This is a genomic window from Polaribacter sp. Z014 (genome assembly GCF_023555435.1).
In the GTDB taxonomy this organism is placed as follows: Bacteria; Bacteroidota; Bacteroidia; order Flavobacteriales; family Flavobacteriaceae; genus Polaribacter.
This window is the reverse complement of sequence record NZ_JALCZP010000005.1, coordinates 55,596-74,207: the sequence shown is the minus strand read 5'-3', so window position 1 is coordinate 74,207 and position 18,612 is coordinate 55,596. Positions and strand designations below refer to the sequence as shown.

The window sequence follows — 18,612 nt, the reverse complement described above, 5'->3', positions numbered from 1 at the left end:
AATAAAAAGCCTTGTTTACAAATTGTAGACAAGGCTTTTTATTTATGGAATCTTTAAATATTTTATTTCTTAAAAATAGAAATTCACTCCTACATCTGCACTAAATACATCATTTACACCAACATCTTTTGATGTAATTGTATACCATAAATACGTTTCTACTGTTCCTATTTCAATATAAAAATCTAACCCTTTTATTATTTTTGATTTCTTAAAATCTTTATGAATTAAACCACCTCCATACAATGTAAAATGAAAAGCATTCGGTACATAATATCCTTCAGGATATATGCCAGGTAGCGTAGTAAAAGACATGGTTCCTATATCATAAGTGGTAGTAAAACCAGCTATAGGAGTTATCGTTAAATTTTTTCCTATTTCTTTTCTAAAAATAGGAAAAGTATTTTTTATTGTAATTAAATGTATTCTATCTGCTTTAGATACGGATGACGGAACATACCCATATAATAATTCTGAATACAATACTTTATTGAATAACTGATACCCTGCCCCAACAGAGACAAGCCCAATATTCCCGCCAAATTGCATTTTCACATAATCTGGTACATACCAAGACTTCTCTTTACTTAAATTGGCTTCTTGTGCATTTAACTTAGTAAAAACTAAAAATACAAGGGATACTATTAATACGTTTTTAATCTTCATCTCAATTTATAATTCTATCATTTCAATATTAAAAGTATCATCTTTTACGCTTATAATACCATATTCAGGTTCTTTAAGCGAAGGCACTGTTAAATAAGTGGGCTTACCTTCTTCATAAAAATAGCTATGATTATGTCCGTTTATAACTAATGAAACATTATTATCTTTTAATATAGCCTCATATTTATCTCTCATCTCACCTTTAAAATGCAGGCTTGTAAAAGGAATATGGGCAATTTGAAATACTTGGTTATACTTAGCATGATCGCTTAATTCTGATGCTAACCAATCAAAATCTGGATCTTTATTACTTTCCCAAATGATATCATCAAAAAGAACAAACTTGTTATTATTAAACACGAAGGAATAATTAAGATCACCAAACATTTCTTGGTAAACAATACTTCCATTTGCATTATAATCATGATTTCCTATAACCGTTAAGTAAGGTTTTTTAAGTTTTTCCATGATATCATAAAAAATATCAAACTCTTTTAATAATGCTTGATCTGCAATATCACCTCCAAAAATAACAAATGTAATATCATCTCTTTTGTTAATATCGTCTACAACAGCACTAAGGTTGTTGTAATAATAATGAACATCTGTAACGAAAGCGAATTTAAAGTCTTGAGACTCCAATTTAATATTCTCTAATAATTTTAAATTTTTTTCAGTCGTGTTTCTTTTCGCTGTTTTTACATTTGCATCATAAACGCTATATTCAAAAAGATTATCGCAGTTAAAAAAAGTAAATGCAATAGCAAATAATACTATAATTTTTAAAGGTTTCATTTAATTTTATCTCTATTTTAAGAAGTTATAAGCAAAATTATTCATTTTATAGACGATAAAAAAGTAGGAACTTACAATAAATAAAAATAAACTTTTTAGTACTAATTTTACATCTTAATAATCAAACAACAAGCAGTAAAACTTGAAAAATAAAATTGATAAAACAACATTTTATCTTAGTGATTTATATTAATTATCGTTGTACATAGGTAGAGATTAACTTACTACATTGTTTTTATTTTTAGAAAATTACTCACATTTTAATTTTATCCCTTATCTTTAACTCTTAACCCCTAAAAAAAATATACATGTTTTGGTATCATCCAGATTTAGAACGATTAGAAAATCATATTCAAGAATTAGAATATGATCCCAAAACAATTTTTTATGGAAGCTCTACCCTAACCTTATGGGATGATTTAACCACTATTTTTAGAGAGCATAATCCTGTTAACTTAGGTTTTGGCGGCTCTACTTTAGCGGCTTGTACTTGGTTTTTTGATCGTATTTTTGAAAACATAGAAGAAATAGATGCTATTGTAATTTATGCCGGTGATAACGATTTAAGTGATGGAAGACATCCGGAAGAAGTTCTCTTATTTTTAGAAAATATATTATTAAAAATTAGAACTAAATATGGCAATATAAAATGCTCCTATATTTCTATAAAACCTAGTGTAGCAAGAAACCATTTACTAGAAAGTATTCATTATACAAATAACAACATAGAAAAATTAATGTCTAAAGATGATAATTTTCATTTTGTGAATATTTATGATGCTTTATTAGATAAAAAAGGAAAACCCAATAGCAAATATTTTGAAGAAGATGGACTACACTTTAATGCCAAAGGTTACAAACTGTTAACAAAAACACTTCTAATGTATCCTAAAATTTTTCCTCAAAAAATATTCGAAAAAATGTATTAAAAGAGTACCTTGATGGAAAATTAATTTTCAGTGAAAAGAGAATATCATAAATGGTATAGTCCTAATCTTGAAAAAGAAATGGAATTGCTTGTATTTGGGTATGCAGGCCCAAAAGTGCTGTTTTTCCCTCCGAGAATGGGACGGTTTTATGATTATGAAAACTGGAAAATTATAGCTTCTTTAGAGCAGAAAATCAAAAATGGAAATTTACAAGTTTTTTGTGTAGATAGTGTAGATTTAGAATCTTTTTATAATAGTTTTAAAGACCCAGGATATCGTATTTACAGGCATATTCAGTATGAAAACTATGTTATAGAAGAAGTGTTACCTCTCGCTAATTTAATCAATTCAAATAAAAATGTTATTTCTGCCGGTTGCAGTTTAGGCGCCTATCATGCCGTAAATATTGCCATGCGTCATCCTAATTTATTTACTAAAGTTGTAGGAATGAGTGGTCGGTACGATTTAACAAAATCTAGTGGATACTTTAAAGATTTATTAAGTGGCTTTCATAATGATTTTGTCTATTTTAATATGCCTAACCAATACTTAAAAAATTTAAACGACCCAAATTTAATTGAGCAATTAAGTAAAATAGATATTATATTAGCCATCGGAAAAGAAGATTCTTTTTTAGAAAGTAATTACAAATTATCTAATATTTTACAGGAAAAAGGAATTCCACACCACTTATTTGAATGGCAAGAAGAAGCACACAGAGCTTGCTATTGGAGAACAATGGTAAACATTTATTTTTAAAATTAAAATTATGAAACTAAGACTTATTTTTTTCTTTATGATGATATCCTTTGGAAAATTACTAGCGCAAAATGAAATTATCCCTCTTTGGAAAACCATACCTAATAGCATAGAAACTTCAGAAAAAGAATCCTTAGAACAAGGAGCTATCATTAAAATTTTTAAAGTTAAAAAGCCTACATTAGAAGTGTATGCACCTGCAAAAAACAACGCAACAGATAAAGCCATTATTATTTGTCCTGGAGGAGGATATAATTTTTTAGCCTATGATTGGGAAGGAACAGATATGGCCAAATGGTTTAATAGTAAGGGTATTACTGCTTTTGTTCTAAAATACAGACTACCAAACTCTAAATCTTTAATCACCTCAAATAAAGCACCATTGCAAGATGCGCAAAGAGCTATAAGATGGGTTCGTTTTAATGCTAAAAAGATGGGAATTAATCCAAATAAAATTGGTGTAATAGGTTTTTCTGCAGGAGGACATTTAGCATCCACTTTAGGAACTCAATTTAATACACCCAACGATTTTAAAGAAGAAGCTCTTGATACCATTTCTGCAAGACCAGACTTTATGGCTTTAATTTATCCTGTAGTTACTATGAAAGATGATTATACCCACAAAGGTTCTCGTAAAAACTTATTGGGTAAAAATCCTTCTAAAGAATTAATAGTACAATATTCAAACGAATTACATGTTACAGAAAACACTCCTCCTACTTTTTTAGTGCATGCTTCTAATGACCCAGCAGTTCCTGTAGAGAATAGTTTACAGATTTACAAAGCATTAAATGACAAAGGGGTAAAAGTAGAAATGCATATTTATCCGACAGGAAAACACGGATTTTCTTTAGCTATTAACCAAGAAGGATATTTACATACTTGGTTAGATAGAATGTCTGATTGGTTGAAAAGTATTTAGGTCTTAAACTGTTTTTTCTAAAATATAGTCTCTATGACTCTCTCAATTAGAATGCTATTGGGTTTCTAGTTTAAATAGAGTTACATTGATTGTTATCAAGTACAAACTAAAAATTAAAGAAGTTTTAAATAAATAAAAGTCGATTAATTTTATACCTTCTTGTAACAAATAAACATCAAAATGACTGATTATTTTCATTTCTTTTTCCTTACTAATTCAATATAAAATAGAATCACAGCTAAGGATATAATTAGATTTTCTATCTTTTATTAAGAAAAAAATAATTTAACATTACTTATCTTATTTACAACCCGTTACGGTTCAATTAACTCCCAAACCTATTTGCTATTTGATAATAATTTATCAATAATTACGATAGAAAATATTCCTTAAATATAAGATATACTACTAATTTTAATATACCAACGTTAGTATTATTAGTAAAACTAGCAATACTGTATTTACAATTTCTACCCATACCCCAAAAGTTACAACTTTAGATCAAAAAAAAACCACCATAAGTACATCTCTTATGGTGGTTTTTTCATCCTAGTGATTATAAAAACATTAACAACCTCAACCAATTGATCATCAATATTAAAATAAAACTATTTGAAAAGTTTCTTAACAAACTGTTTTCCCTTAGAATCTTTAACTCTTAAAATGTATAAGTTTTTAGATTTAAAATATTTAGAAGGAATAATAATTTTATCAGCAGTAGATGTATCCGACAAAATAATTCTTCCAATAATATCTGAAATCTGATAAGTCACTGTATCATTAATTGTATTCAATTTAATTATTAAATCGTTATTACCAATAGGGTTTGGAAATACACTAATGTCTTTGCTTGAATACTGATCGGCTACAGATAATACACTTCCCTCTATAACATTTGCAAACTTTATTTCTTGAAAAAGGTTGTCAGCATATTTACCTCCTGTTGGACGCATGGCAACAACAAATTTGTATTTTTCAGCTGCTTCTAATTTAGTAGGTAAAGTTACTGCTATTGTTACATTTTGATCAACCCCTGGACTAACACTTACCGTTTTTGCATTACTCGGTAGATTTAAATTATCAGGTGTTTTTATAGTAACATTAATGTCTCTTGTTTCATTTGCTGTATACGTAAAATTAAAAGAATAGGTATTTGACGCATTACCAAAGTCCTCTGGAAAATCTTTAAAATGAACTACTTCTTGTGTTTGTGGCGGATCTACTACAGCATCACAAGTTGAAAATTCAACTTTAGTCCATCTTCCTCTAGAGAATGCAAAACCTCCATTTTCAGGGATTTTTCCATTAGAATGAGAACTAAATTCTACTTGAATAATATCACCATTTTTTACAGCCACATCTTCCCATGTTTTAGTTGTGGGAGTATAATCTACAGTTGTTTCTGGGTTTTGATACGTTCCAACTTCAGCACCTCCAACTTTTAACACATAAGTAGATTCACCATCTAATTCCGCCAATGTAGTTATGGTAAGGTTGTAAGTACCATCTTCTCCTGAGAAAGCTTTATTTACTGCTGCAAAAATATTTTTATGCTGTGCAGCATTAATAGCCATTGCATTGTTTCCATTGTCTTTGTACGCTTGAACAAAACCATCTATCAAAGTAATAGGAAAATCTAAAGCATTCATAGTAATTGTTTTACAATCAGTTCCCGAACCACAATCTTCTCCTATTTGTACAGATTCTGGAGTAAGAATATTTTTAGCAGCAGCACCTTGACTGGCCTGGTATAAAACCAATCTATCTACACTATGTCCTTTAGATCTACCTCCATATTCAAATGTATATTCTCCAGCAGTATCAAAAGCAGCCCAAATGGTCATACTATTTACCGTAGCTCCATTAACATTTGTTTCGCCATTTGTATCATAAACAAAATCTGATTTTTGCACCCACATTTTTGTAGGTTTGGTTAAAGTATATTCCGTACCTGCTTTTTTCCCAAAGAAACGAACTCCATCTCCTTTAATAAAAGCCCAAGCATCGTTAGCAGCATCTCCCGAAGTTGCTTGAGGGTCTCTCACATTTCTCCACTGAAAACGGTATGTACCAGGAGTATTAATTTTTATTTTATACCCTATCATATTTTCCTCTACTTGACTATTAAAGTGATTTGGGCCAACATATCTTAAATATCCGGTTCCTGTAGGAGAAGTAGTACCAACAGTTCCTGTTTCTAATTTAAAACCTGCGGCAACATAATTTATAGCACTTTCTGCCTCTATAACTAAAAGTCCGTTTTCTTCTTCAAAAGAGCAACCAAAATCAGCTACCGGCTTTAATTCAACCGTAACCAAAACAGTATCAGAAAAACTACCATCTTGCGTATTTGCAGTAATTGTTGTAGCTCCTTCTTTAATGGTTTTAACTTCTCCACCTTCATTTACAGTTGCCACAGTTTCATCACTAGAACTCCAAGTTATTGTTTGGTTAGATACATTTGCAGGCGTAAATGCAGTAGAAATATTTATTGTTTCTCCTATAATTACACTAGCCGCAGCGGTAGTAATTTCAAAACCTGTAACAGGGTAATACACTACAGTTATTACAGAAGTATCAGAAAAACTACCACTTTCAGTAATCCCTGTAATAGTAGCAGTACCTTCTGCTATTGCAGTTACAACTCCCTCATTATCAACTATAGCAATTAAATCATCACTAGAGGTCCAAACAACTGTTTTATTAGTTGCATTTGCCGGAGTAAATATTTTTCCTAAGGCCAAAGTTGTGTTTTTATGAAGTTCTTTACTTTCTGGAATAATACTAAACCCAACAACCGTTATATTTGTATTATTAGGTAATTGAACTAAGGCTACCCAGTCTGAAGTGGCGCTGCTTGGAGGTGTACCAATACTTTCATTTCCGCCGCCAGTAACTGTTGTTACTGATCCTTCTTCTAAATTACCTCCAGATCTTGGATTGAACCATTTTACATCAAATGTACCAGATTGTCCCGTTAAATCGATGTTTGTTGTTCCTCCGTTTTCTAAATAAATAACGTATGTTTTTCCTATTTCGGCTAAGCATCTATTCAAATTACCGCTGGCTAATGCATCATTGTTTTCCATTTTCCAATATTCAATTCCGTTCCCTTTAAAGAATTGTTGAACAGCTATTTTAGTCCAACCAAACATTGTTGAAAATCTTTCAAAATTTTCTGTTTTAAAATCTCCTTGAGATCCTCCATACCACATAACACCTGCTCCACCAGCAATTAAACCTTTCCACAAAATCTTTTTTCTGGCCTGTGGAATTACTTCATTATTATTGATATCTGCTGTAGTAAACATTCCTATGCTACCAGAGTTTTGCTCATCACTAGAAACTACCCATGGAGTGCCATTGTTCTTTGAATTATTTATCCATGTTTTATAACCTGATTTCCCGTCATAAGCATCATCATAATCACTTCCTTTGGAACTTTGGATAGAAGCTCCTGTAATTTTAGCATTGTTACTTAGTAAGTAATTGTAATACAATTCATGTTTACCTGGATATGTATGAAAAACTCTGTGAGATTGCCAAGGATCTATACTTGCCAACCAATCAATTCTTGGAATTGCCACAGAAGCATCGGTATTGTCTTTACCTCCAAACTCTTCTGAAATATTCCATTCAATAGCCAAATGATGACCAAATCTTGCAACCATTTCACGATAGTATATTTTTAACTGACTTAAATCTAATTTACTCCAGTTTTCTGCTTCGGCTAATTTAAAATGTAGCATTAGCCCATTTTTTTCTGCATGATCAAATACAATTTCCCATTGTTCTAATTTAGAAACATCATATTCGTATTTACTTGTTGAAGTAACCCAAGGAAAAATATTTTTATCATCACCACCATATAAAGACATAGACATTGCATTCATTTGTTGGTCTCTTAAATAATTTACAGCACCAATTAAATTTTTACCTTTTCCATTATCCCAAGTTGGGTCTCCTGTATTCCAGTCGCTTGCATGTGGATTATAGGAATGTTCCGTACAAAGGCCACAAGTATTTTTGTTAACTACATCATGATCAAAATCATCATAGTTTAATAAGTTTTCTGGAGAATCAGGTCCAAATTTTAAAAAGTATTCCCCTGTTTCAGCCCATTTTAAATAACGACGTTCATTACTTGTACCTGTAGTTTGGTATTGTAATCTTCCTTTTACTTTTAAATCTGGTAAGCTTGCGTTAGAAATAATTACGTTCCCTAAAGTACCACTTATATTATGTAAGGGTGCTGGCAATTCTTCCACCGTTTTTATAGCTACATCTGTACCTGTATAAAAAAGTACTTGATACGACCAATTACCAATAATATTTGGTCTTAAATATGCCTTATATTGATTTCCTGTTTTAGCATTTGTGTTGGCAGCATCTCCATCTGCTGCAAAAAAACCTGGAACATGTAATTCACTACCATCGGGTGCCGTAAAAATGACATCCATCCGGTTATTTCTAAAACTTGTTGTTGATTCTGTTATGGTATTTGGTAATGTAAGTACTGTTACAATTTTGTCCCATTTACGCAGAGGTGAATCTCCGTCAATACTAACAGATTGACTAAATCCCGTTAAGGAAAAAGTAATGATACTCATTACTAACAGAAATAGTTTTGATCTCGTATTTTTTTTTTTCATAATAATTAAGAATTGGGTTAAGTGTTGTTAAATGTATTATAAACTATGAAATCAGATTACCACAGAACAGTTTAATTAAGAAACATATGGTTAAATTAATATGGAATTCTTAATATTTACGGTGTAATTTTATTATAAACGATATATAAGTTATTAACTAACGAAAACTAAGGTTTTCTTAATTCGTAAAACCTAATATTTATAAGTCTTTAATTCTAAAAAAACTTAGGCTATTTATTCTTTACACATTAGCTAAATTAATCACCCAAAAATTGCCAAATTATCATTAAAAATGAGGTGAAAAAAAATAGATAAAAAAGTATCTTTGCATCCTCAAAAATAGAAAAATGCCAAAAATTGTATCTGTAAAACACTCCGAATTTGTACTAATTGGAGGAGGTATTATGACTGCCACATTAGCCATATTATTATATGAAAAATTTCCAGGAAAGAAAATAACCATTATAGAGAAATTACCTACAATGGCCTCAGAAAGTTCTGAAGCTTGGAACAATGCTGGAACCGGACATTCTGGAAATTGTGAACTAAATTATACTCCAGAAAAAAAAGGTGTTGTAAATATTGATAAAGCAATTAGTATTTCTCAACAATTTACAGAAACTTATAATTTCTGGAAAGACTGTGCAGAAAAAGGATATATCAACAATCTATCAAAATGCATTAGTGAAGTTCCTCTTCTTAGTTTTGTTAGAGGTAAAAAAGACATTGCTTTTTTAGAGAAACGCTATACTACTATGAAAGAACACCCTAATTTTAAGGACATGCTTTTTTCTAAAGATAACGAACAAGTAAAAGAATGGCTACCATTAATGATGGAGGGGCGTTCTGCAAAAGAAAGTGTTGCAGCCACCTATTTTAAAAAGGGATATGATGTTAATTTTGGTGAAATAGCAGAACAAATATTTCGTTATTTAAAAAAACAAGAGCACGTAGAATTATTGAATCATAGCAATGTGTACAACATTCAAAAGTCTAAAAGAGACCGTTGGGTAGTGAGTATAAAAGGACAAAATGTAGGTAAACATTGGATGTTGGCATCCAATTACCTTTTTATAGGTGCTGGAGGCGGATCATTACCTCTACTAGAAAAAGCGAATATTAAAGAAGCGAAAGGATATGGAGGTTTCCCTATTAGTGGCCTTTGGTTGCGTTGCACCAATCCAGAAATTATAGAAAGACATCATGCAAAAGCCTATGGAAAAGCCGGACGTGGTGCTCCACCAATGTCTGTACCTCACATGGATTCTAGAATGATAAACGGAAGAAAAGAATTGTTATTTGGCCCTTTTGCTGGTTTTACAACAAAGTTTTTAAAACATGGTTCTATGTTTGATTTGCCAAGGTCTGTAGAATTTGATAATATTATGAGTCTATTAGGTGCCGGATACCAAAACTTACCGCTTGTAAAATATCTTATTCAACAAGTCCGTTTATCCTTTAAAGATAGAATGGATGAGTTAAGAGCTTTCTACCCTGAAGCAGATAATGATGATTGGAAAACGGTTGTTGCAGGACAACGTGTTCAAATTATAAAACGCAATAAAAAAGGATTTGGTAAACTAGAATTTGGAACGGAAATTATAGTTTCTGAAGATAAAAAAATTGCAGCCCTTTTAGGTGCTTCTCCAGGAGCTTCTACTTCATATTCCGTAATGAAGGAAGTATTTAATAGAAGTTTTAAAAGTTAAAAAAGTTATGAATATAGTAGTTTTAGATGGATATACATTAAACCCTGGCGATCTTAATTGGCAAGGAATAGAACAGTTTGGTTCTTTAAAAATATATGATAGAATTAGTTTAGATGAAGAAACTATTATTAAAGCTATTGGCAAAGCAACGGTTGTGTTTACCAATAAAACGCCCTTAACAAAAAGTATTCTTCAGAAAGTGCCACACGTTACCTATATAGGAGTTTTAGCTACTGGTTATAATGTAGTTGATGTAAGTTATGCGAAAGAATTAGGAATAACAGTAACAAATATTCCTGCATATAGCACCCGATCGGTTGCACAATTTACCATGGGCTTATTGCTAGAAATGTGCCATAATATAGGAAAACATAATACAGCTGTTCAAAATAGAAAATGGATAAATAGTGCTGATTTTTCATTTATAGAAACACCTTTAATAGAATTGGTTGGAAAAACTATTGGGATTATTGGTTTTGGTAGTATCGGACAAGCAACTGCAAAATTAGCAGAAGCTTTTGGATTACATATTTTGGTACATAGCAGAACTAAATATCCTGAACTTGAAACAGCCAATTGCCGTTATGTTCCATTAGATCATTTGTTTGAAAAAGCAGACATTATTAGCTTACACTGTCCGCTTACGGAAAGCACAGATGGAATAATTAATAAAAATAATATTGCAAAGATGAAGGATGGCGTATTAATTATTAACACCTCTAGAGGTGGATTAGTAGTTGAAGAAGACCTTAAGAACGCACTTAATTCAGGTAAAGTAGCAAGCGCTGCGGTAGACGTAATTTCTGCAGAACCTATGTTAGAAAATAATCCATTATTAAATGCAAAAAACTGCATTATAACACCACATATTGCTTGGGCACCGAAAGAAGCTCGTACCAGATTAATGCAAACTGCAGTGCTAAATTTAGAAGCATTTTTAAATGGAAACCCCGTAAATGTGGTGAATTCTTAGAAGTAGTATTTTTTAGATTTTCTTAAACTTTTCAATCAATAAAACATTACCAAAAATCATAGTAAAAGCATAGCCCACATCTTCAATAGGTATTGTTAACAAACGAATACCAAGATTTTCTGCATTGTTATACCATACGATAGGCTCATCAATTCCTGTACCTGTTAGAACTCCATTTACAATAAAAAAAGGAATTAAAATGATAAGGAAAGAAATATAGAATCTTTGCAATTGTTTTAATCCGAAGAAAAAACCAATCACCAAAACAAAAAGCAGAAAGATGTAATTTACAAAAGTATATGCTTTGTCTGTATTCAGAAAAATTACTGGCAGTAAAATTACAATAAAAAAGAGTGTAATAGACTTCGTAAACTTTTCTGAAATTAACAATTTAGGTTTAAAATACTCCAGTGAATAATGAATAAATAAACTTGCATACGGAATACAGATAAAGAACATCCATTCATCAATTGGCATTCCAAAAAGCAAGAAATTTAAGTGATAATCTGGATTAAACCCCCAAACTCCGTTGGCTGTAAAAATAGCATCCCAAATTAAAAAAACGATAGAAATAAGTATTAAAGAAAGAAAAACCGCTTTCCAATGTTTAATAAATCGCATTTTTTTTTCGAAAGAATACAATAACGGAATACTAATAGAACCAAGATTTAAAAGCAGATATAAATACACTATATTTTTGGTTTTTTAAAATATTTAAAAGGAACAAATAACATTCCAAAACACTCTCCTTCTTCTTTTCCTAAATGTTTATGATGAATTTTATGAGCTTTTCTCAATCCTTTTAGATAACGATTATTGGTGTGTTTAAACCATTTAAAACGTTGATGAATTAAAACATCATGTACTAAAAAATATGCAATTCCGTAAAACAAAATTCCCAATCCTATAAAAAATAAATAAGTGTATTGGGTATAAGTTCCAAAGTAAAAAAGCAAAATACTAGGTGTTGCAAAAACCACAAAAAATGCGTCGTTTTTCTCAAAAACACCATTATATTTTGGTTGATGGTGATCTTCGTGTAGATACCATCCAAAACCGTGCATCACAAATTTGTGCGTACACCAAGTTACCCCTTCCATTAATAAAAAAACGCCAAGTGTTATAATTGCAAACATTATTTTATAATATTTAATTTATATTTCACATAACTTCTTGCTAGTAAATTAATCTTCATTGGGTCTGAAATACGTATTCTAGTATCCATAATTTTTTCTGATGGAACTTTCTTTAACTTTTTTAATAATCTTCTGTAATATCTATAAGCCATATAAACCCCAAATTTAGCCTCTACAGGTAGTTTAAGAATTCCGTTTTTGTAAGCAAAATCAAAATCGGCTTCAATTTCATCAATGATCAATTGCTTTGAAGCAGCATCTAATTGACCTAAATCAATATTTGGAAAATAAGAACGATTTAAGACTTCATAATCATCTTTTAAATCACGTAAAAAATTTACTTTTTGAAAAGCAGAACCCAAACGCATTGCAGCATCCTTTAATTCTTCAAACCTTTTATCGTCACCATCAACAAAAACTTTTAAGCACATTAAACCAACAACATCCGCAGAGCCATAAATATAAGCATCATATTCTTCTTTGGTTTGGTATTCAGTTTTATATAAATCTGCTTTCATACTCTTTAGAAATGCTTGTACCATTTCATCCGGAATTTTATATCTATTTACCGTTTGTTGAAAAGAATTTAAAATAGGATTTAAACTAATTCCGTGTTCCTTTGAAAGATAATAATCTCTTTCAAAATGCTCCATTAATAGTTCTTTATTATAATCATGAAAAGTATCTACAATTTCATCTGCAAAACGTACAAAACCATAAATATTATAAATATCTGTTCTAATTTTTGGAGATAACATATTTACAGCCAAAGAAAAGGAAGTACTATATTTTTTAGTAACCAACTTACTACAATCATTAGAAACACTGTCAAATAATTCTTTCATATTATTGTTGATTTTTAAAAATTAATGCTGATGCAATTTTTCCTGATATTAAAGCTGGAGGCACTCCTGGACCCGGAACGGTTAATTGTCCTGTAAAATACAAATTATTTACTTTACTACTTTTTATTTTTGGTCTTAAAAATGCAGTTTGCAAAAGTGTATTTGCCATTCCGTAGGCATTTCCTTTATAAGAATTGTATTCACTTTTAAAATCATTGACACAAAATGATTTTTTAAACAACACATGTTTTTTTACTTCTTGATTTGTTAATTTCTCAAATCTATCCATAATTTTATGAAAATATTCTTCCCTCAACCCCTCCGTATCTTCAATTCCGGGAGCTAAAGGAATTAAGAAAAAACCAGCTTCTTTTCCTTCGGGCGCAGAAGTTTTATCTGTAATAGACGTAAAATTTGCATAAAAAAGAGGATCTGTTGGCCACTGTGGAGTATCATAAATCTCTTTTGCATGTGCATCAAAATCGGTATCAAAAAACAGCGTGTGATGACTTACATTTTCTATTTTTTTATTAAAACCAACATAAAACAATAAAGAGGATGGAGCAAATGTTTTTTTATCCCAATAATTCTCAGAATATTGTCTAACATTTTTATCTAACAAAGTTTCAGTATGATGATAATCTGCACCACTTAAAACTAAATCAGTTTTAATTTCTTTTCCATTTACCAATAAACCAGTAACATTATTAGAAGTATCCGTTATAATTTTATCAACATTAGCATTCGTTTTAAAGGTTACTCCTAAACTTTCTGCTAAAGAAACCATACCTTCAATAACAGTATACATTCCTCCTCTCGGATGCCAAGTTCCAAGTCCGAAATCTGCATAATTCATAAAATTATAAAATGCCGGGGTATTATTGGGTTTTGCTCCTAAAAACAATACCGGAAACTCTAAAATCTTAATTAGCTTAGTACTTTTTATATTTTTTCTAACTTGTTTTCTTATGGTTGAAAAAAACTGAGAAACCCTTGCAATTGTTGTCGTGTTTACCAATTCTAAAGGCGAAACTCCTGGTTGATATACCAAGTCTTTTATAGCTGTATCGTAATTAGATTTTGCAGAATCTAAAAAGGTTTTTAAATGTTTTGCACTTCCTTTTTCTTCATTTTCAAAGAGTTCGTAAATTTCCTTTAATTCACTAGAAATTTTCATGGAAGAATTCTCTCCAAAATAAACTTCGTACCCTGGATTTAATTTATCTAAAATATAATAATCAGATGGTTTTTTACCAAAATCAGCAAAAAAACGTTCAAAAACATCTGGCATCCAATACCAAGACGGACCAATATCAAAAGTAAAACCGTCTTTTTTATATTGTCTTGCTCTACCTCCTAAAGTGTCATTTTTCTCTAAAACAGTAACATTGTAACCTTCTTTTGCCAAATAGCACGAAGCCGACAAAGCTGAAAAACCTGAACCAATGATATATATTTTCTTCATCACTATTTATTTTGTTTAACAAATATACATTATTATTAAACAAAAATACAACCACAATTAAATATTATAAGACTTTTAACAAATCTGAAATAGAATCGTATAGATGTATTTTTGAATTTAATGCAAGCTCTTTTACCTTGTTTACCTTTTGCCCTACCGCTATAAATGTTTTACCATAAGTGTTAGTAATCGTATTAATTTCATTAAAATACGCTTCAATTAAGTCATCATAAGGTCTTATAGTTAATGCGGTTACAAAACAAATTTCATTTTCACTCTCTAAAAAATAATCTAAATTATTTAAAGGTAAACTTTGGCCTAAATATACGGTTTGAAACCCTCTTAAAACTAGTTCGTAATTTAAATATAAAAGTCCTATTTCATGAATTTCATTTTCCGGAAGAAACAGTACATAGGTTTTTGAAGAGTTAGTTATGTTATATTGAATTTTTTCTGTGTTTATTAAAATTTTTTGAGTTATTAAATTCGAAATAAAATGCTCATGAGCTGGCTTTAAAGTATCTGTTTGCCACAGTACACCTACATGATTTAGAAAAGGCACAAACACTTCTTTAAAAATTTGTTTAAATGTTTTTTTTTGCAGAAGCTTGTTATAAGTATTGTTAAACAATAGTTTATCAAACTGAAACATCGCTAATTTTAAAGAATTAATAGCTTCATCATTTATTGAAATTGTAAAAGCCAATTCTCTAGATTGTAAAACAAGCTCTTCCTCAGACATTTTAGCTATCTTAGAAATCTTAAAATTATTATTATTTAACAAAACAATATTTAGAAGTTTCTGTAAGTTTTCATTAGTATAAAAGCGAATGTTTGTATCCGTTCTTTTAGGCACCAATAAATTATACCTTTTTTCCCAAATACGAATGGTATGTGCTTTTATCCCAGAAATATTTTCTAGGTCCTTGATAGTAAAATTTTGCTTAATATTGTTCAATCTATTTTATTTAAAGTTCAACAAAGTTAGATAAAAAAGAAAGAATAAAATATATTTTATAAAAATTGTAACAATTCATACATTTAAGCTACTTATAAGTAACTAACCAAAACTAACAAGTGCAGAAAGTTTTAGAAAAGAATTTTTTAGCGGATTTTGAACAAAATCAAAATATAGCACATAAAATTTGTAGAATTTATACTACAAACCAAAGTGCGCATAATGATTTATTTCAAGAGATAACTATTCAGCTATGGAAAAACTATCCGAAGTTTAGAGGAGATTCTAAATTTAGTACTTGGATGTATAGAGTAGCTTTAAATACGGCAATTTCGTTGTATAGAAAGTCTACTAGAAGAGTTAAAACACAAGACATTACTGATTTTGCTTACAAAATTAAAGCAACCCATTATGATGATACAGAAGAAATACAGTTAAAAGCGTTGTACAAAGCTATTCATCAGTTAAATGATATTGACAAAGCACTCATTTTCTTGTATTTGGAAGACAAACCTTATAAAGAGATTTCTGTAACGTTAGGAATATCTTCTGTAAATGCAAGGGTAAAAATGAACAGAGCAAAAGAAAAATTAAAAAACATCTTAAACCCATAACAGCATGGATTTATTAGAAAAATATAAAACAACTTGGAAAAATCAACCTGAAGAAGAAAATAAATTTTCTTCTGTTGATATCTATAAAATGACAAAATCTAAGTCGTCATCTATTGTAAAATGGATATTTATTATTGGTATTATAGAATTTGTTGGTTTAAATTCTCTGTACTTTTTTATAGACTTAGATGAAGCTTATGCTGAGTATAAAAAAATTGGATTAGAAAAATTTATATACATCTCTAATATATTATTCTATTTAGTGATTTTTTATTTTTTAATAAAGTTTTATTTAAATTATAAAAGCATATCTACTTCTGATTCAACCAAAGTTTTAATGAAAAAAATTCTTAGAACAAGAAAAACGGTAAGAAACTATGTACTTTTTAATTTAGTTTTTATGGCTTTGTTGATGATAATTGTTATGGTTGCAGAAATAAACTTTAAATCTGAAGACTTAGAAACCAAACAAATATTTTTAGTAATTCTTTTAACTCTTGTTGTTACACTGGTATTATTGGGTGTATTATGGCTCTTTTATCAAATACTTTATGGAATTTTATTAAAAAAATTAAATAGAAATCACAAAGAATTGTCTAAATTAGACGAGACTAATTAATATCTAATATGAAAAAGTATTTTCTTCTTTTGTTTTTATGTTGCTCGTTTACAATGATTTCTCAGGAAAAAATTGATTTCTGGGATAATGTACAGTTTGGTGGTGGTGTTAGTATGAGTTTTGGCAACCAAACCACAATTGGTATTTCTCCTAGTGCTATTTATAATTTTGACAATGGTTTTTCTTTAGGTACAGGGTTAACTTATATTTATAGCAAGTATGAAGATAATAAAACCAATGTTTATGGAGCTAGTATTATTTCTTTGTATCAAATACCCAAAATAGGCATTCAACTTTCTGGAGAATTTGAACAATCTTTTGCAAAAAACACTTCGAATAACCTTAATAGTACAACTACTAGTTTTCCTGCCTTGTATCTTGGTGCGGCTTATAACCAAGGTAGATTTGCTGTTGGTTTTAGATATGATGTTTTATATCCTGGCAATAAAAGCGTATATTCTTCTGCTTTTTCACCAATTGTTCGTTTTTATTTCTAGAAATTTTTCAATTCTTTTAAAAGAATTTCATGCATTTCATCTGTATAATCTAAATGGGTAACAATTCTAATTTTCCCTTCGCCCATTGGCGTTAAGAGAATATTTTTTTGTTCCATTTTTTTGATGAAATTTGTATCTCCTATTTTTTTATCTACATAAAAAATAACAATATTCGTTTCTATTGGTTCTACTTTTGTAATATAAGAAACAGACTCTAATACGGCTCCTATTTCTTTTGCTTTTAAGTGGTCTTCAGCTAATCTTTCTACATGATTATCTAAAGCATATATACCTGCTGCTGCTAAAAAACCAACTTGTCTCATTCCTCCTCCTAACAATTTTCGAATTCTTAATGCGTATTTGATATCTTTTTTAGAACCTAATAAAAGAGACCCAATTGGTGCACCTAGTCCTTTTGATAAACAAATAGAAATGGTATCGAATAACGCTCCATATTGCTTTGGAGTTTCATTTTTTGCAACCAAAGCATTAAATAAACGCGCTCCATCTAAATGAAAACCTAAATTATTTTTTTTAGCTACCTTTTGTATTTTTTTTATTTCTTCAAAATCCCAACAAGCACCTCCGCCCTTATTTGTAGTATTTTCTATGCAGATAAGTTTTGTATACGGTAAATAGATTTCGGGGTTTACCGCTGCCATTTCTTCTATTTGATTAGCTGTAAACATACCTCTATCACCATCTACTAACTTACAAGTAACACCAGAATTAAAGGCTACTCCACCACTTTCGTAATTATAAATATGTGCATATTTATCGCAAATAACCAAATCTCCAGGTTGTGTGTGTAGTTTTATAGCCGTTTGATTTGCCATGGTTCCTGATGGAAAAAACAATGCGTCTTCCATACCAAACATGGCAGCCGCTTTTTCTTGTAAAGCATTCACCGTTGGATCCATTTTAAAAACATCATCACCCACTTTGGCATTCATCATTGCATCCAACATTCCTTTTGTTGGCTTAGTCACTGTATCGGAAATTAAGTCTATAATCATCATGTAAATAATAAGACCTAAAAATACTTTAATTTTTATATCTCATATAGAAAAATA

Annotated in this window: 17 protein-coding genes; 8 read left to right on the top strand and 9 right to left on the bottom strand. The window is 30.1% G+C overall.

Annotation, left to right across the window (positions count from 1 at the left end):
* Window positions 1-69: 69 nt before the first annotated feature.
* Both MPF19_RS08565 and MPF19_RS08560 read right to left on the bottom strand, forming a co-directional pair.
* A complete protein-coding gene (locus MPF19_RS08565; protein WP_203394407.1) occupies window positions 70-666 on the bottom strand; it encodes a hypothetical protein in 597 nt (198 codons plus the stop codon).
* Window positions 667-672: 6 nt separating this feature from the next.
* On the bottom strand, window positions 673-1,461 hold the full coding sequence (locus tag MPF19_RS08560) for a metallophosphoesterase family protein (protein ID WP_249987777.1): 789 nt from the start codon (window positions 1,459-1,461) through the stop codon (window positions 673-675).
* 308 nt (window positions 1,462-1,769) lie between these two features.
* Here MPF19_RS08560 and MPF19_RS08555 point away from each other — a divergent pair, with 308 nt between their 5' ends.
* The 3 genes from MPF19_RS08555 to MPF19_RS08545 are packed head-to-tail and all read left to right on the top strand — an operon-like array spanning window position 1,770 to window position 4,071.
* A complete protein-coding gene (locus MPF19_RS08555; protein WP_249987775.1) occupies window positions 1,770-2,390 on the top strand; it encodes a GDSL-type esterase/lipase family protein in 621 nt (206 codons plus the stop codon).
* Between the two features lie 30 nt (window positions 2,391-2,420).
* Window positions 2,421-3,149 (top strand): esterase family protein, encoded by a 729-nt coding sequence (locus tag MPF19_RS08550; RefSeq protein ID WP_249987774.1) that lies wholly within the window; start codon window positions 2,421-2,423, stop codon window positions 3,147-3,149.
* A gap of 10 nt (window positions 3,150-3,159) precedes the next feature.
* Window positions 3,160-4,071: an alpha/beta hydrolase gene (locus MPF19_RS08545; RefSeq protein WP_249987773.1), complete on the top strand. Its 912-nt coding sequence runs from the start codon at window positions 3,160-3,162 to the stop codon at window positions 4,069-4,071.
* A gap of 608 nt (window positions 4,072-4,679) precedes the next feature.
* Here the strand turns inward: MPF19_RS08545 and MPF19_RS08540 are convergent.
* Window positions 4,680-8,681 carry an Ig-like domain-containing protein gene (locus MPF19_RS08540; RefSeq protein WP_249987772.1) on the bottom strand — a complete coding sequence of 1,334 codons (4,002 nt, stop codon included), beginning with the start codon at window positions 8,679-8,681 and terminating at the stop codon, window positions 4,680-4,682.
* A gap of 389 nt (window positions 8,682-9,070) precedes the next feature.
* Here MPF19_RS08540 and mqo point away from each other — a divergent pair, with 389 nt between their 5' ends.
* Both mqo and MPF19_RS08530 read left to right on the top strand, forming a co-directional pair.
* Window positions 9,071-10,432 carry a malate dehydrogenase (quinone) gene (gene mqo, locus MPF19_RS08535; protein ID WP_249987770.1) on the top strand — a complete coding sequence of 454 codons (1,362 nt, stop codon included), beginning with the start codon at window positions 9,071-9,073 and terminating at the stop codon, window positions 10,430-10,432.
* Window positions 10,433-10,439: 7 nt separating this feature from the next.
* Entirely contained in the window at window positions 10,440-11,405 is a 966-nt protein-coding gene (locus tag MPF19_RS08530; RefSeq protein ID WP_249987769.1) for a D-2-hydroxyacid dehydrogenase, read from the top strand.
* A gap of 12 nt (window positions 11,406-11,417) precedes the next feature.
* Here the strand turns inward: MPF19_RS08530 and MPF19_RS08525 are convergent, their stop codons facing one another.
* From MPF19_RS08525 to MPF19_RS08505, 5 genes are all read right to left on the bottom strand, one after another.
* Window positions 11,418-12,095: a lycopene cyclase domain-containing protein gene (locus MPF19_RS08525; protein ID WP_249987768.1), complete on the bottom strand. Its 678-nt coding sequence runs from the start codon at window positions 12,093-12,095 to the stop codon at window positions 11,418-11,420.
* Window positions 12,095-12,541, bottom strand: a complete 447-nt coding sequence (locus MPF19_RS08520) for a sterol desaturase family protein (RefSeq protein WP_203394400.1) — start codon at window positions 12,539-12,541, stop codon at window positions 12,095-12,097. Before MPF19_RS08520 ends, MPF19_RS08525 begins: the two co-directional genes overlap by 1 nt.
* Window positions 12,541-13,386, bottom strand: a complete 846-nt coding sequence (locus MPF19_RS08515) for a phytoene/squalene synthase family protein (RefSeq protein ID WP_203394399.1) — start codon at window positions 13,384-13,386, stop codon at window positions 12,541-12,543. Before MPF19_RS08515 ends, MPF19_RS08520 begins: the two co-directional genes overlap by 1 nt.
* A gap of 1 nt (window position 13,387) precedes the next feature.
* Entirely contained in the window at window positions 13,388-14,854 is a 1,467-nt protein-coding gene (gene crtID / locus MPF19_RS08510) for a bifunctional phytoene desaturase/3,4-desaturase (RefSeq protein ID WP_249987766.1), read from the bottom strand.
* A 61-nt stretch (window positions 14,855-14,915) separates the two neighbouring features.
* Window positions 14,916-15,809, bottom strand: a complete 894-nt coding sequence (locus MPF19_RS08505) for a MerR family transcriptional regulator (RefSeq protein WP_249987765.1) — start codon at window positions 15,807-15,809, stop codon at window positions 14,916-14,918.
* Between the two features lie 119 nt (window positions 15,810-15,928).
* Between MPF19_RS08505 and MPF19_RS08500 the strand changes: the two genes are divergently transcribed.
* From MPF19_RS08500 to MPF19_RS08490, 3 genes are read left to right on the top strand one after another with little or no spacing between them, the layout of a single operon-like run.
* Window positions 15,929-16,423 carry an RNA polymerase sigma factor gene (locus MPF19_RS08500; RefSeq protein ID WP_249987763.1) on the top strand — a complete coding sequence of 165 codons (495 nt, stop codon included), beginning with the start codon at window positions 15,929-15,931 and terminating at the stop codon, window positions 16,421-16,423.
* Between the two features lie 4 nt (window positions 16,424-16,427).
* Window positions 16,428-17,042: a DUF8845 family protein gene (locus tag MPF19_RS08495; RefSeq protein ID WP_203394395.1), complete on the top strand. Its 615-nt coding sequence runs from the start codon at window positions 16,428-16,430 to the stop codon at window positions 17,040-17,042.
* A gap of 53 nt (window positions 17,043-17,095) precedes the next feature.
* The gene (locus MPF19_RS08490; protein WP_249987762.1) at window positions 17,096-17,539 is read left to right on the top strand and encodes a hypothetical protein; all 444 of its coding nucleotides are present in this window, start codon (window positions 17,096-17,098) and stop codon (window positions 17,537-17,539) included.
* Here the strand turns inward: MPF19_RS08490 and MPF19_RS08485 are convergent.
* Window positions 17,536-18,555 carry a threonine aldolase family protein gene (locus MPF19_RS08485; protein WP_249987760.1) on the bottom strand — a complete coding sequence of 340 codons (1,020 nt, stop codon included), beginning with the start codon at window positions 18,553-18,555 and terminating at the stop codon, window positions 17,536-17,538. The two genes, MPF19_RS08490 and MPF19_RS08485, sit on opposite strands and share 4 nt — an antisense overlap.
* Between the last annotated feature and the right edge of the window lie 57 nt (window positions 18,556-18,612).

Excerpts from the sequence above, each read along its gene's own strand:
- MPF19_RS08520 (WP_203394400.1), bottom strand. The coding sequence starts at position 12,541 with ATGTTTGCAATTATAACACTTGGCGTTTTTTTATTAATGGAAGGGGTA.
- MPF19_RS08540 (WP_249987772.1), bottom strand. The coding sequence starts at position 8,681 with ATGAGTATCATTACTTTTTCCTTAACGGGATTTAGTCAATCTGTTAGT.
- MPF19_RS08545 (WP_249987773.1), top strand. The coding sequence starts at position 3,160 with ATGAAACTAAGACTTATTTTTTTCTTTATGATGATATCCTTTGGAAAA.
- MPF19_RS08565 (WP_203394407.1), bottom strand. The coding sequence starts at position 666 with ATGAAGATTAAAAACGTATTAATAGTATCCCTTGTATTTTTAGTTTTT.
- MPF19_RS08560 (WP_249987777.1), bottom strand. The coding sequence starts at position 1,461 with ATGAAACCTTTAAAAATTATAGTATTATTTGCTATTGCATTTACTTTT.
- MPF19_RS08490 (WP_249987762.1), top strand. The coding sequence starts at position 17,096 with ATGATTTCTCAGGAAAAAATTGATTTCTGGGATAATGTACAGTTTGGT.
- mqo (WP_249987770.1), top strand. The coding sequence starts at position 9,071 with ATGCCAAAAATTGTATCTGTAAAACACTCCGAATTTGTACTAATTGGA.
- MPF19_RS08530 (WP_249987769.1), top strand. The coding sequence starts at position 10,440 with ATGAATATAGTAGTTTTAGATGGATATACATTAAACCCTGGCGATCTT.
- MPF19_RS08495 (WP_203394395.1), top strand. The coding sequence starts at position 16,428 with ATGGATTTATTAGAAAAATATAAAACAACTTGGAAAAATCAACCTGAA.
- MPF19_RS08485 (WP_249987760.1), bottom strand. The coding sequence starts at position 18,555 with ATGATTATAGACTTAATTTCCGATACAGTGACTAAGCCAACAAAAGGA.
- MPF19_RS08555 (WP_249987775.1), top strand. The coding sequence starts at position 1,770 with ATGTTTTGGTATCATCCAGATTTAGAACGATTAGAAAATCATATTCAA.
- MPF19_RS08515 (WP_203394399.1), bottom strand. The coding sequence starts at position 13,386 with ATGAAAGAATTATTTGACAGTGTTTCTAATGATTGTAGTAAGTTGGTT.